Genomic DNA, 14,226 nt, shown 5'->3' with positions numbered 1-14,226 from the left:
CGCGCTCACATGCCGCAGAAATGCCAGCCGACGTACTTTTAAAATTATAAACGACAGCCGATACCAATCTGTCCAAAAAATAGATTCAAGGCAACTATTTTGTTGATTGCGCTCTAGTTTTGTGCAACTTGCAGATAAGTTTCTCACCAAATGTCACATTTGTTTGGCGCGGGACAAAAAAAAGGATGGGATTGCACAGAGCAATCCCACCCTTTTATTAACAAAACGACTCTGAATTCTGTCGTTTAGAAGACCCACAACTTGTCAACAGGCAACTGAAGCCAGTACTTGCCGGCCTCCAGCTTGTATTTGGAATAGGCGCGCAGGCCGAATTCGGCGCCGCCCGCCGGGCTCTTGAACAGGCATTCGAAGCGGTCGCCGAGATACATGCAGGTCAGCAGCGGCAGCTCGATGGCATTCTCCACCGGGGTCGGACTGATCTTCACTTCCTCGACCCGGATGATGGTCGACGGTTCGCCGCCGCCGGCGCCGCGAGCGGTGCCGGTCACCGCGGTGCCGTTGACGTCGAGCCGCACCAGGGCGCCGTCGCGCTGCACGACCTTGGCCGGAAGGCGGTTGTTACTGCCCATGAACTCCGCGGTGAACAGCGTCTCGGGCGTCTCGTACATGGTTTGCGGCGTGCCTTGCTGCTCGATCTTGCCGTTATTGAGCAGCAGGATGCGGTCCGAGATCGCCATCGCCTCGGCCTGGTCGTGGGTCACCATCAGCGCCGACAGGCCCAGTCGCACGATCAACTCGCGCAGGAAGGCGCGCGCCTCCTCGCGCAGCTTGGCGTCCAGGTTCGACAGCGGCTCGTCGAGCAGGATCACCGGCGGGTTGTAGACCAGCGCGCGGGCGATCGCCACGCGCTGCTGCTGGCCGCCGGACAGCTGGTGCGGATAGCGCTCGGCCAGATGGCCCAGGCCCAGGTTTTTCAGCACGTCGGCGACTTTATCCTTGATGTCGCTGGTACTGAGCTTGCGCAGCTTGAGGCCATAGGCGACGTTCTCGAACACCGTCTTGTGCGGCCACAGCGCGTACGACTGGAACACCAGTCCCAGGTTGCGGTGCTCGGCCGGCATCTCGAAGTTCTTCGAGCCGTCGTAGACATTGCGCTCGCCGATGGCGATGGTGCCCTGCTTGGCGCTTTCCAGGCCGGCCACCGCGCGCAGCAACGTGGTCTTGCCGCTGCCCGAAGGCCCGAGCAGCGCGACCACTTCGCCCTTTTGCAGGTGCATCGACACGCCCTTCAAAATTTGATTGGCATGGGCGCCGGTGCCGTAGTCCAGGTGCAGATCGTTGACGGTTAATTCGTTCATGGTGGTGTCTCGTTTCATATTATTTGAATTAATTGTGGAGCTTCACGCCGAAGCGCAAGGCGATGCCCAGGCCGATGGCCACCAGCGAGATATTGATGAACGATAGCGCCGCCACCAGATCGGTGGAGCCGGTCGCCCACAGCGATACGATCATCGCGCCGATCACCTCCGTGCCCGGCGTGAGCAGATATACGCCGGTCGAGTATTCGCGCTCGAAGATCAGGAACACCATCAGCCAAGCGCCCAGCAAGCCGTATTTGACCAGCGGCAGCGTGACGTCGCGGGTGACCTGGCCACGCTTGGCGCCGACGGCGCGCGCCGCCTCCTCCAGCTCCGGGCCCACCTGCAGCAGCGCGGTCGAAATCAGGCGCATGCCGTAGGCCAGCCACACCACCGAATACGCCAGCCACAAGGCGAAGATGGTCGAACGCACGGAGCGCAGCATCGGTATCGCGTTCTCGCTGAGCCACAGCGCCACGCCGTTGTCCATGCCCTTCAAGGCGCCATCGAGCCAGCTTGGCACGAACAGGAACACCCACAGGAACGACAGGCCCGCCAGCAGGCCTGGCACGGCGCGCGGCACCAGCACGCTGTAGTCGAGGAAGCGGGTGATGGCGTCCGGCTTGCGGTGCATCGCCAGTGCGATGGCGCTGTAGCAGATCACCGCCAGCGCGCCGCCGATCACCCCGATCAGCACCGTGTTGACGATGCCGCGCACCAGCGCCGGCTGTTCGAGGATCTCGCGGAAGTGCTGCAACGTGAGGACCTCGGCCAGGTTGACGCCCTCGCCCCAGTACTGGACGAAGGAACGCAGCACGATTCCGGACAGCGGCATGATGATGGTGAACATCAGCCAGGCGAAGATCAGCGCGAAGGCCAGCCACTTCCAGCGTCCCAGCGGCATCGGCTTGGAACGCGCCCCCTTGCCTTTGATCGAGACGAATTTGTTGGCCGACTTGAGCAGGTGTCGCTGCACCATCACCAGCGGCAGTGTCACCATCACCAGGCAGACGGCGACGGCGGCCATCAGGTGGTAGGACGGCGTGCCCATTTTATTGGTCAACTTGTACAGATAGGTGGCCAGCACCATGTGGCCTTCCGGATCGCCCAACACCAGCACCAGGCCGAACACCTCGAAGCCGAGGAAGAACACCAGCACGCCGGCGTAGGCCAGGGCCGGGGTGATCATCGGCAGCGAGACGTTGAACATCACCTGCAGCGGCGAGGCGCCGGAGACGCGCGCGGCCTCCTCCACGTCCGAGCCCAGGCTTTTGAGCGCCGACGAGGCGTACAGGTAGACGTGCGGCACGTGGGTCAGGCCGGCGATGACCACGATGCTGGTGAACGAGTAGATGTTCCACGGGATCAGGCCCAGGATGTCTTTCGCCCACAGCGAATAGAAGCCGACGGGCCCCATCGAGACGACGTAGCCGAAGCCCATCACCATCGGCGAGACGAAGATCGGCACCAGCAGCAGCGGCGCGATGAAGCCCTTGCCCGGCAAGTCGGTGCGGATCATCAGGAAGGCCAGCATGCCGCCCAGCGGCACGGCGATGGCGGCCAGGCCGGTGGCCAGGAAGAAGGCGTTCTTGAACGCCATCGTGAAATCGGGGTCGTCGAAGATGAAACGGTAGGCGTCGAGGCCCAGCTCCTTGACCGGCATGAAGAACGGCGCGCTCAGGAAGCTTTGATAGAAGATCAGGAACAGCGGCAGGAAGATGGCGATGGAGGCGAGAACCACCACTACGCCGCGCGGCCAGTTAAGGCTACGCCGGCCGGAGCCAGGTAGAGTCATAGTTTGCATAGGAATTCCGTTTTTACGAACGCGTGCGGGCACCCAACCCGCAGATCCGGGCAGGGGTCGTACCCGTTTGGGTACGACCCCGCGTCGGTTCGGGGTTCGGTGGACCTAATGTGACGCTTGTTTCGAGCGCTTACTTCGGAGGCTTACTTCTTGCCGGCCGATTCTTTCCACTGCTTCAGGAAAGCCATGCGCTTGGCTGGTCCGAGGAATTGCAGCACCATCGGATGCACCGGCACCGGCTTGACGTTGTCCTTGCCGATTTGCTTGATCAGGTCCGCCGAGGTGGTCTCGCCGGTGACGTCGGCGCGGATCGCGAACAGTTTGGAGTCGTTGGCGATGACGGTCTGGCCGCGATGGGACAGCATGTAATCGAGCCACAGCTTGGCGGCGTTCGGATTTTTGGCGGCCTTGTTGATGAACAGGACGCGCGACATCACCAGCGTGTAGTCCTTCGGCAGCACCACGCCGAGCGACGGATCGGTCTTGGCGCGCACCAGCGCGTAGGAGCCGACGACGTTGTAGCCGATCAGGTTTTCGCCCGAGGAGATGCGTTCCATCATGGTGCCGGTCGACGACTGCACGCGCACCTTGGCCGCGCCGAAGGCGTTGAGCATGTCGAGGAACTTCGGATTTTCACGCGCGTCCTGCGTCATGAACATGAACCCGACGCCGGATTTTTCGATGTCGTAGGTGGTGACCTTGTCCTTGAACTTCGGCGTCTGTATCAGCTTGGCGAAGTCGGCGTGCGTCTGCGGCACTTCCTTGGCGTCGACCAGGCGCTTGTTGTAGACGATGGCGGCCGGCTCGAAGGTGGTGCCGTAGGCCTGGTCGTCCCACATCGACCATGCCGGCAGCTTTGGCGCCTCGACCGATTTGTACTTCATCGCGTAGCCGTCGGAGGCCAGGCGCATCTGCAGGTCCATCGCCGACGACCAGACCGCGTCGGCGGTGTTGCCGCCGGCCGCCACCTCGGAGATGAAGCGGTTATACACCTCGGTCGAATTCATGTCGTTGTATTCGACGGTGATGCCCGGGAACTGGGCGCTGAAGTCCTTGATCAGCGGCGCCGTGGCCTTGCTGTCGGTGGCGCCGTAGACCACCAGTTTGCCCTCTTTCTTGGCGCCGTCGATGATCTTCTGGTAGTCGGCGGGATAGCCGGCCGGCACTTGCGCGAAGGCGGCGGTGGAGCTTGCGAACAGCGCGAACGAGAGGGACGCGCATGCGGCGGCCATTGAGGTCTTGAACATCATTTTTTAGTCTCCAATTGTTTTAATAGTTTTTTTGTGATCAGCGCACCAGACCGAGTTCGGCGGCGTGCCTGCCGTAATCGTCTACGGCCTTTGTTACATAAGCTGTCAAGGCGTCGCCGGTCAACCCGAACGGATACAAACCGGACGCCGCGCGCATCTGCGCGAACTTCGGATCGGCCAGCACGCGGTCGAAGGCCGCCACCCACTGCCGGTAATCCGCATCCGGCACCTGGGGGCCCATCCACAAGCCGCGGATGATCGGCCACACCACGTCCACGCCCTGCTCGCGCGCGGTCGGCACGTTGGCCAACACGCCCGGCAGGCGCTTGTCCGCCAGCACCGCCAACACGCGGGTATTGCCGCTTGCCGCGTACAGCGCCGCCTCGCTGGCGTCGCCCGACACGACCTGCACATAATTCGCGTGCATCGCCGTGAAGGCCTCGCCGCCGCCCTCCAGCGCGACGAAGCGCAGCACCTTGGGATCCAGCCCGGCGGTCTTGAACACCATCGCCATCTTCAGCCAGTCCTGGCTGCCGATGGTGCCGGAGACGCCGATCAGCACCTTCTGCGGATTCTTCTTCAACGCCGCCAGCAGCTCCGCCAGCGTCTTGTAAGGCGAATCGGCGCGCACCGCGATCATGCCGTAATCCGTTCCCAGCGCGGCCACCCAGCGCACATCGTTGGCGGTGGCCTTGCCGAACTTGCCCTGCGCCAGATTGAGCAGCGAGCCGCCCGAAAAAGCCACCAGCGTGTTCGGCTCCGCGCGGCGCCGCTGCGACACCAGCGAATGCCATGCCACCGCGCCGATACCGCCCGGCAGATAGCTGATCCGCATATCCGACGGCGGCGGTTTGGGCGACTCGCGCAAGCCCTGCAAACCTTTTTGCGCCAGCTTGCACGTGAGGTCCATCGCGCCGCCCGGTTTGGAAGGCACGATGCACTCCAGGCTTGCCGCCCGCGCCACCGCGCACAGTAAAAACAGCGCGGCAATCAAAGCCTGCAAAACTTTAGTCATCTTGTATGGTTATCTTAGAGCGGTGAAGCTTTCAAAGCGCTTTCAGGCCGCATCGACTTTCAGAAAAATATCGACGCGGCCCGGTCTCCGTTGCGAAGCGGCTTAGAAGCGGTGCTGCATGCCGACGGTGATGCCGCGCTGGCTGTTGCCGAAGCCGGCGTCGTCGCGCGACAGGCCAACCAGCTGGCCGTGTTTGGCTTTGGCGTACGCGCCCGAGATATGCACGTCGGTGCGCTTGGACAGCGCGTAGCGGTAGCGCACAACGTACATGGTCGGATCGGCGTCGGTGTTGGCGGCGACGTTCTTCACATTGACGTGGTAGACCGCGCCGGTGATGGTGGTCACCTCGTTAGGCTTGTAGGCCACGCCGCCCCAGGTGGTGGTGGCTTCGACGTCGGCGGTCGCGGCGCGGCCGGCCGTCAGGTTGTAGTCGCGCAGGACGGCCCAGAACTTCAGCGGACCGGTTTCGTAGTTGGCGCCGACGTGCCACACGGTGTTTTCGTCGCGGTTGCCGGTGGCGGCCACGGTGTTGCCGTTGTTGCGCTCATAGGTGGCCATCACGTTGGCCGGGCCGAACTTGTAGGCGAAGGTCGCGCCCATCTTGGCGCTGTCGGCGACGCCGGTGGTTTGCTCGCCGGCGGAGTAGTTGGCGCCGACGCGGACATTGCCGAAGGTGCCGGCGTACTTGATCAGGTTATCGTAGCCGGTGGTGAAGCCGTATTTGCTTGGGCCGGTGGCCGGACCGGAGGTCGCCCACGAGTAGTAAGGCGCGAAGCCCATCGGATCGTAGCTGATCACCGTGTCGTAGACACTGGTGAACGAACGGCCGACGACCACGCGGCCGAAGGCGCCTTCCAGGCCGACGTAGGCCTGGCGGCGGAACAGCGCGCCGTCCTGGGCGCCGGTGTCCATCAGGATCCCGCCCTCCAGATTGAAAACGGCTTTGAGGCCGCCGCCCAGATCTTCCGTGCCCCTGATGCCCCAGCGCGAAGTGTTCATGCCACCCGAAATCACGCGGGTATTGCTACCGCCGGTTGCGCTCGCGTTGTTGGAATTTTCGACGCCGACGTCCAGCAAACCATAGACCTGCACATTCGATTGAGCTTGGGCGGCGCCGCCAACGGCGGCTGCCAATGCCAGGATGGCAAGGCTAATTGGGGATTTTTTCATTGTGTCTCCAGAGGATATAGTTATTTGTGATGCCTGATATTTGCTATCAGAGTGCCACTATAGAAGTCGCTTCCTTTCAAATACCTTTCACTTACCTTTCACTGCCCCAGGAAGGGTATTTCCTGTCGTCCTCGCACCACAAAGCCGATAGGCCTTCCCTTTTAGGGCGCGGGCGACGATGATTCTGGCCTTACACTGAACTTATTTTTCCGCCATGGCAAGAATTTATGCGCATACTGTTAGTTGAAGACCACACCGAGCTGTCGCACTGGCTGGCCAAAGCGCTGCGCGACGCGCATCTCACCGTCGAATGCGCGGACAACGGCGCCGACGCCGACGCCCTGCTGCACACGCAGGATTACGCGCTGCTGATACTGGACCTGACCTTGCCGCGCATGGACGGCCTGGAGGTGCTCAAGCGCCTGCGCGCGCGCGCCGCGCCGCGCAGCCAGACGCCGGTGCTGATCCTCACCGCGCGCGGCGGCCTCGATGAACGCGTGCAGGGCCTGAACCTGGGCGCCGACGACTACCTCGCCAAGCCGTTCGAACTGGCGGAGCTGGAGGCGCGCGTCAAGGCGCTGCTGCGCCGCAGCGTCGGCAACGAGGCGCTGGTGCACCACTGCGGCGCGCTCAGTTTCGACACCGTCACGCGCATGTTCACCTACGCCGGCAACGCGCTGGCGCTGACGCCGCGCGAGCACGCGGTGCTCGAAACCCTGATCACGCGCGCCGGCCGCGCCGTCTCGAAGGAAAAGCTGTTCGACGAAGTGTTCGCGCTGGCCGACGACGCCAACATCGACGCCATCGAACTGTATATCCACCGGGTGCGCAAGAAGCTCGACATCGCCGCGCCGGACGCCGCCATCATCACCACCTTGCGCGGCATCGGCTACCTGCTGCAACCGCGTCCGGCGCTGGCCGCCGACTAACGCGCGGAGCCCGCACCGATGCCGCTATTGACCAGGCTCGCCAAACGATTCGGCCCCGGCGCCACCCTGGGCAGCCTGCGCGGCCAGTTGCTGCGCTGGTTGCTGGGGCCCTTGCTGGCACTGGTCACGCTCAACACCGTCTCGGTCTACCACAACGCGCTGGACGCGGCCGATGTCGCCTACGACAGATCGCTGCTGGCGTCCACGCGCGCGCTGGCCGAACGCGTCTCCATCGTCGCCGGCAAGGTGGTGGCCGACGTGCCCTACGTGGCGCTGGACAGCTTCGAGACCGACACCTTGGGACGCATCTACTACAAGGTCACCGGCATCAACGGCGAGACGGTGTCCGGCTACGGCGACCTGCCGGCGGTGCCGGCCAACGTGCCGCGCTCGGAGGCCTATCCGGCGCTGGTGCGCTTCTATCACGCCAACTACAACGGCCAGCCGGTGCGCATCGCCGCGCTGCTGCAGCCGGTGTACGACGACTCGATGCGCGGCATCGCGCTGATCCAGGTCGGCGAAACGCTGGAGGCGCGGCGCGGCCTGTCGAACCAGATCCTGTTCGACACCCTGACCTGGCAAGCCTTGCTGCTGCTGGCGCTCGCGCTGCTGGTGTGGTTCGCGGTGCGGCTGGTGCTGCAGCCGCTGATGCGGTTGAAGATCGCGGTCGAAACGCGCAGCTTGAACGACTCGTCCGACGTCGATCCGGCGCTGGTGCACAAGGAGGTGCGCCCGCTGGTGGCGGCGATGAACAGTTCGCGCTCGCGCCTGCAGCTGTTGATCAGCAGCCAGCGCCGCTTCATCGCCGACGCCTCGCACCAACTGCGCACGCCGCTGACGGTGCTCAAGACGCAGGCCGAACTGGCGCTGCGCGAATGCGACCGGCCCGGCGTGCCGCCCGAGGAGACCAAGGCGGCGCTGCGCCACATCGTCCACAGCATCGCCGCCACCACCGACTCCACCGTCAACCTGGCCAACCGTCTGCTGACGTTGGCGCGCATCGAGCATGGCGGCGACGCCGACGGCGCGGCGGCGCAGGCGGAGCCGGTCTCGCTGCGCGACAGCGCGCGCCAGGTCGGGCTGGAGATGGCGATGGCGGCGGTGGCCAAGAACATCGACCTGTCGCTGGAGGCGGAGCGCGACTGCGTCGTCCGCGGCCAGGCCTTGCTGCTGCACGAGATGATCGCCAACCTGGTCGACAACGCGCTGCGCTACACGCCGGCCGGCGGCCAGGTGGTGCTGCGCGTGACCGAGGGCGAAGATGGCGTGGCGCTGGAGGTCGAGGACAGCGGCCCGGGCATCGCGGCGGCGGAGCGCGAGCGCGTGTTCGCGCCCTTCTACCGCGCCGCCGCCACATTGGAGCGCAACCCAGGCGGCGCCGGCCTCGGCCTGGCCATCGTGCGCGACATCGCCAGCCTGCACGGCGCCGCCATCGCGCTCGACGAGGCGGCCGGCGGACCAGGCCTCAAAGTAACAGTCACGTTCCGTTAAAATACCGGGGTCAGGTCCGACATTCGGACATTTGGCTAAAATTGGGGAACTTTTCAGCCTTCAAAAAGTTTCAAAATGTCCGAATGTCGGACCTGACCCCAGGTTATAGCCAGGGTTACCTTGCCGTTAGGGAGATACACATGATCACCAAAGAAGAAATGGTCGAGCTATTCGCCGACATGAAACAGAACGCCCCGTGGGACAGCAACAAGCCGCTGTTGTGGGGCTACTTTTTTGCCGACCCGGACAAGACCAAGCTCGAAGCGGTGCAAGCGCCGCTGAAGGCCAAGGGCTATCAGATCGTCGGCGTCTACGACTCCAAACCCGACGGCGACGCGCCGGCGCTGTGGTGGCTGCACATCGAGAAGGTCGAGAAGCACACGGTCGACACCTTGCACGCCCGCAACCAGCAGTTCTATCAGTTCGCCGAAGAGCACGGTCTCGAATCCTACGACGGCATGGACGTCGGGCCGGCAGCATGACGCCGGTGCAGTCGAATATCCTCGCCACCGCGCGCCTGCGGCTCGAGCCGGTGGACGACCACCACTTCGACGGCCTGCGCGCGATTAACGGCGATGCCGAAGTGATGCGCTACATCACCGGACGGCCGGAAACGCCGGAAGATACCGCCGCCTTCATCGCCCGCCACAAAGCCAATTGGGCCGCGCTGGGATACGCTTGGTGGGTCTTCATCGAGCACGACAGCGGCGAGATCGTCGGCACAGGCGCCGTGCAGCATATGGAACGCGACCCGCGCAATCCGCTGGAACTGGGCTGGCGCCTGCGCCCCGACCGGCAGGGCAAGGGCTACGCCAGCGAGGCGGCGCTGGCCATGGCGCGCTTTGCGTTCGAGCGCCTGCGGGCCGGCCAATTGCTAGCGGTGTGCCACCAGGAAAACCTGGCCTCGTCGGCGGTCATGCGGCGCATCGGCATGCGCTTCAAGGGCGTCGAGCGCTGGTACGAGACCGATGTCGCCGTCTTCCAGATGTCGCCAGGCGACTTGGCCGATCAAACGGGACCTGCAAAGCCACAATAAACGTTCAACGGCCGGGGGTGGCGCGCCGCGCCCGCCCCCACAATCTTTCCAATTAAACACACCCGGCGCGCGGTTTCGCCTATCATTCAGTCATTTCTCCTCTACCGACCACCGATGCTCTCGAAACTCTCGTTTCGCCAGTTGCTGCTGGGCGTCTTCCTGTTGATTGCTGTGCTGCTAAGTGCCGCCTCCCTGCATGCGCTGTGGACGCTGGACCGCCTTGCCGCCCACAACCGCGACAGCGGACACCACGCGCTCGCGCTCACCGAAAACGTCCAGCAACTGGCCGAGCGCAGCGTGGCGATGACGCGCAGCGCCCGCCAATACCTGGTGCTCGACGACCCCGCCTTTCGCATGCGCTACGCCGACGCCTGGCGCGAGGCCCGCGCCGCGCTCGACGCCGTCCAGCGCGGCCTGCCCCACGCGCCCAATATCGCCTTCGACACCTGGCGCCAGGCCGGCGAGCAAGCCTGGGACATCCTGCAAATGCCGACCCGCGCGCGCACCAGCGCCCGCCGGCAGGCGCTCGAGACCGTGGTTGCACTGTTGCCGCGCATTAACGCCCAGCTGGCCGAGGAGGTCAAGCAGGAGGTCGAACGCCGCAACACCGCGCTGCTGACCGAGCTCGACAAGCGGCGCGCGGTGCTCAAGGCGCAGGTGATCGCCTCCATCGTGGTCGCGGCCCTGCTGGCCGGCGGCTTCGGCTTGTGGCTGTCGCGCCCGCTGGCGCAGATCGAATCGGCGATCGACCGGCTCGGCGCGAACCGCTTCGACGAGGCGGTCGAGGTGCGCGGCCCGGCCGACCTGCAGCGCGTCGGCCAGCAATTGAACTGGCTGCGCCAGCGCCTGTCGAGCCTGGAGGAGGACAAGTCCCGTTTCCTGCGCCACATCTCGCACGAGCTGAAGACCCCGCTGGCGGCGCTGCGCGAGGGTGTTGCCCTGCTGGAAGATGGCGTGGCCGGCGCGTTATCGCCCAACCAGCGCGAAATCGCCGGTATACTGAATCAAAACACGGCGGCGCTGCAATCGCAGATCGAAGCGCTGCTGCGCTACAACGAGGCCACCTTCGACGCCCACCACCTGCACCTGGAAGCGACCGACATGTCGGCCCTGCTCGCGCAAGCCATCGACAGCCAGCGCCTGCAATGGCAGGCGGCCAAGCTGACCGTCAACACCGAGGGCAAGGCGCGGCCGATCACCGTCGACGCCGACAAGATGGCGGTGGCGATCGGCAACCTGCTGTCGAACGCCGTGCGTTTCAGCCCCCAGGGCGGCGTGATTAGTTTCAAGCTGGAGGAACGCAACGACCGGTTGCTGATCGACTGCGCCGACCAGGGGCCGGGCGTGGCGCCGAACGACACGGCGCGCATCTTCGAACCGTTTTACCAGGGCCAGCGCCAGCCGCCCGGCGCGCGCCGCGGCAACGGCATCGGCCTGTCGATCGTGCAGGAATACATCGCCGCGCACCATGGCGTGTTGCAATTGCTGCCCTCCGACCAGGGCGCCCGTTTCCGAATTGAATTACCTTATTGAAGTCCCGATGCTTAATATGATGCCTTACGCAAAATCCGCACTATCCCGCGCCCCGGCGCACCTGCTGTGCGCGCTGCTATGCCTGGTGCTGGCCGCCTGCACCCAGGTCCAGCCCAAGCCGGCGCCGCCGCCGGAGCCGCCCCCGCCACCGCTGGTGGTGGAACTGGCGCCGCCGCCGCCGCCGCTCGACGAGGTCGGACCGCTGCTGAGCTATCATCAGTCGTTGCGGCGAATGAGCCAGGGCGAGCTGCTCAAGGAACTCAGCGGCCTGACCCAGCAGCCGCGCAGCCCGCGCCTGTCCATGCAGATGGGGATGGTGTTGATGCTCACGCGCGGCGGCGGCGACCTGGCCCGCGCGCAGACGCTGTTCGACGGCGTCGGCAACTCCAACGACAAAGAGGCGGCCGCCTTCAAATCGCTGGCGTTGGTGCTGTCGAGCAATTGCGCCGAGGCGCGCCGGCTGGCCGAGCACGTCGACCGGCTGTCGGCGCAGCAAAAGGACAGCCAGCGCCGCATCGACCAGCTCAACGACATGGTGGAGGGCTTGAAAAACATCGAGCGCACCTTGCCGGTCCGGCCGGCGGCCAGCGCGCCACCGCAGGGGATCATCAAGTGAGCGCGGCCGACGACCAACTGGCCGCCGCCGGCGCCGCCCGCAATCCGGCCGGCAAGGGCGCGCACTTATTGGTGGTGGATGACGACGTCGACCTGCTGCGCCTGCTGTCGATGCGCCTGACCGCCAACGGCTACCGGGTCACCGGCGTCGGTAGCGCCGAGGCGGCGCTGGCGCGCATGTCGATCGAGCTGCCGCGCCTGGTCATCAGCGACATCCGCCTGCCGGACCGCGACGGCATGTCGCTGTTCCAGGAGATCCGCCACAACTATCCGGCCCTGCCCGTCATCCTGCTGACCGCCCATGGCACCATCCCGGACGCGATCGAGGCCACCACCTTGGGCGCCTACGCCTACCTGACCAAGCCGTTCGAGGCCAAGCTGCTGCTGGACCGCATCGCCCAGGCGTTGAGCCTGTCCACCCCGGCCGCCAGCCCGTCGAGCGGCGACGAGGCCTGGCGCGCCGGCCTGATCAGCCGCAGCCAATGCATGGACGAGCTGCTGGCCGAGGCCCGGCTGGTGGCCGCGTCCGACGCCAGCATCCTGATCCGTGGCGAAAGCGGCACCGGCAAGGAGCTGCTGGCCAACGCCATCCACCGCGCCAGCCGCCGCGCCAAGGCACCCTTCATCGCCGTCAACTGCGGCGCGATCCCCGAGGCGCTGCTCGAATCGGAGCTGTTCGGCCACGTCAAGGGCGCTTATACCGGCGCCGTCAGCAGCCGCGAGGGCCTGGTGCAGGCGGCCGACGGCGGCACGCTGTTCCTCGACGAGATCGGCGATATGCCACTGTTGCTGCAAGTTAAGCTGTTGCGCGTGCTGCAGGAACGGGTCGTGCGCCAGCTGGGCTCGGACATCCCCAGGCCGGTCGACGTGCGCATCCTGTCGGCCACCCACCGCGACCTGGACGCGGCCATGCTCGAAGGCCAGTTCCGCGAGGACTTGTATTACCGCCTCAATGTCATCACCCTGACCCTGCCCCCGCTGTCGCAGCGGCGCGAGGACATCACGCCGATGGCGACCCAGTTCCTGCACACCCTGGCGGCCAAGTACGGCAAGACGGTGCGCGGCTACGCGCCCGACGCGCTGGAGGCGCTGACCACGGCTTCGTGGCCGGGCAATGTGCGGCAACTGTATAACGTGGTCGAGCACGTGTGCGCGCTGGCGACCGCGCCGCTGATTCCCCTGTCCCTGGTGCAGCGGGCACTGCGCGTTCCGTCGCTGGAAGTGCTCAGCTACACGGAGGCCAAGCAACGCTTCGAGCGTAACTACCTGGTCCAGCTGCTGAAACTGACCGACGGCAACGTGGCCGACGCCGCACGCCTGGCCGAACGTAACCGGACCGAGTTCTACCGCCTGCTGCAGAAATACGACCTCGACGCCAGCCTGTTCCGCACCGACCCCACCCTTGTCGCCCCCGAGCGACAAGACGACCCCCTTAAAAATCAATGACTTACGAAATGGCGGCAATAGCTTGTCGCCATTTCACGACAAATTCCGTGGAATATAGACGGAAACATCACGATTTGACAATTAAATTTAAGTAACTTCACAGTAAGCTCATGATTTTAAACGGCTTTTAATAGCTGGCACGCCGTTTGCTAAGGATAGGATAACGTCACAGACGTTTCACCTAAACTTGAGTAAAGGAAGCAAATCATGATGACTACCAAACTGATCGCCCGCCTGATGGTTGCAGCTACCCTCACCGCTGCAGCAGCTACTGGTACCGCCTTCGCAGCGGGTCAGCAAGAAGGTGCTATGGCTGGAGCCGCCAAGACTGGCACCGCCACCAATGACGATGCGATCACCAGCAAGATCAAGGCTTCCCTGGCCGATCAAAAACAAATTGGCGTGACCACCACCGACGGTGTGGTTGTGCTGAGCGGCGCCGTACCAAGCACTGAAGTTGGCACCAAGGCCATTCAGGTGGCATCGGCCGTCCCAGGCGTTAAAGAAGTAAAGAGCGAACTGACCGTCGCTTCGAAGTAAGCAGTATTGCAGCACTAAGCAGCAACTAAGCAGTAATTCAGCAGTAATGAGTTTCCCGCAGTAAAAACCTTGTAGTAG

13 protein-coding genes are annotated in these 14,226 nt (G+C 64.4%); 8 read left to right on the top strand and 5 right to left on the bottom strand.

The window, feature by feature from the left end:
• Window positions 1–245: 245 nt before the first annotated feature.
• The 5 genes from NHH88_10095 to NHH88_10075 all read right to left on the bottom strand — a co-directional run bounded on the left by NHH88_10095 (window position 246) and on the right by NHH88_10075 (window position 6,558).
• On the bottom strand, window positions 246–1,319 hold the full coding sequence (locus NHH88_10095; GenBank protein USX16104.1) for an ABC transporter ATP-binding protein: 1,074 nt from the start codon (window positions 1,317–1,319) through the stop codon (window positions 246–248).
• Window positions 1,320–1,347: 28 nt separating this feature from the next.
• Window positions 1,348–3,123 carry an iron ABC transporter permease gene (locus NHH88_10090; protein ID USX16103.1) on the bottom strand — a complete coding sequence of 592 codons (1,776 nt, stop codon included), beginning with the start codon at window positions 3,121–3,123 and terminating at the stop codon, window positions 1,348–1,350.
• Window positions 3,124–3,266: 143 nt separating this feature from the next.
• Complete coding sequence (locus tag NHH88_10085) at window positions 3,267–4,373, bottom strand: ABC transporter substrate-binding protein (protein USX16102.1); 1,107 nt, start codon at window positions 4,371–4,373, stop codon at window positions 3,267–3,269.
• Between the two features lie 37 nt (window positions 4,374–4,410).
• Window positions 4,411–5,388 (bottom strand): tripartite tricarboxylate transporter substrate-binding protein, encoded by a 978-nt coding sequence (locus NHH88_10080; protein USX16101.1) that lies wholly within the window; start codon window positions 5,386–5,388, stop codon window positions 4,411–4,413.
• 102 nt (window positions 5,389–5,490) lie between these two features.
• Entirely contained in the window at window positions 5,491–6,558 is a 1,068-nt protein-coding gene (locus NHH88_10075) for a porin (GenBank protein USX16100.1), read from the bottom strand.
• Between the two features lie 227 nt (window positions 6,559–6,785).
• On the opposite strand from NHH88_10075, the gene NHH88_10070 reads away from it, so the two are divergent.
• From NHH88_10070 to NHH88_10035, 8 genes are all read left to right on the top strand, one after another.
• A complete protein-coding gene (locus NHH88_10070) occupies window positions 6,786–7,487 on the top strand; it encodes a response regulator (protein USX16099.1) in 702 nt (233 codons plus the stop codon).
• A gap of 18 nt (window positions 7,488–7,505) precedes the next feature.
• Window positions 7,506–8,978 (top strand): sensor histidine kinase N-terminal domain-containing protein, encoded by a 1,473-nt coding sequence (locus NHH88_10065; GenBank protein USX16098.1) that lies wholly within the window; start codon window positions 7,506–7,508, stop codon window positions 8,976–8,978.
• Between the two features lie 140 nt (window positions 8,979–9,118).
• Window positions 9,119–9,460, top strand: a complete 342-nt coding sequence (locus NHH88_10060; protein USX16097.1) for a ribonuclease E inhibitor RraB — start codon at window positions 9,119–9,121, stop codon at window positions 9,458–9,460.
• The gene (locus tag NHH88_10055) at window positions 9,457–10,014 is read left to right on the top strand and encodes a GNAT family N-acetyltransferase (protein ID USX16096.1); all 558 of its coding nucleotides are present in this window, start codon (window positions 9,457–9,459) and stop codon (window positions 10,012–10,014) included. Before NHH88_10060 ends, NHH88_10055 begins: the two co-directional genes overlap by 4 nt.
• A gap of 114 nt (window positions 10,015–10,128) precedes the next feature.
• A complete protein-coding gene (locus NHH88_10050) occupies window positions 10,129–11,547 on the top strand; it encodes a HAMP domain-containing histidine kinase (GenBank protein USX16095.1) in 1,419 nt (472 codons plus the stop codon).
• Window positions 11,548–11,563: 16 nt separating this feature from the next.
• On the top strand, window positions 11,564–12,163 hold the full coding sequence (locus tag NHH88_10045) for a hypothetical protein (GenBank protein ID USX16094.1): 600 nt from the start codon (window positions 11,564–11,566) through the stop codon (window positions 12,161–12,163).
• Window positions 12,164–12,273: 110 nt separating this feature from the next.
• Window positions 12,274–13,608 carry a sigma 54-interacting transcriptional regulator gene (locus NHH88_10040; GenBank protein USX17313.1) on the top strand — a complete coding sequence of 445 codons (1,335 nt, stop codon included), beginning with the start codon at window positions 12,274–12,276 and terminating at the stop codon, window positions 13,606–13,608.
• A 207-nt stretch (window positions 13,609–13,815) separates the two neighbouring features.
• Window positions 13,816–14,148, top strand: coding sequence for a BON domain-containing protein (locus NHH88_10035; protein ID USX16093.1), 333 nt, complete (start codon window positions 13,816–13,818; stop codon window positions 14,146–14,148).
• Window positions 14,149–14,226 lie beyond the last annotated feature (78 nt).

This window comes from Oxalobacteraceae bacterium OTU3CAMAD1, assembly GCA_024123915.1.
Classification (GTDB): Bacteria; Pseudomonadota; Gammaproteobacteria; order Burkholderiales; family Burkholderiaceae_D; genus Rugamonas.
The sequence above is the reverse complement of the archived record's forward strand: the minus strand, read 5'-3'. Positions and strand labels throughout refer to the sequence as shown.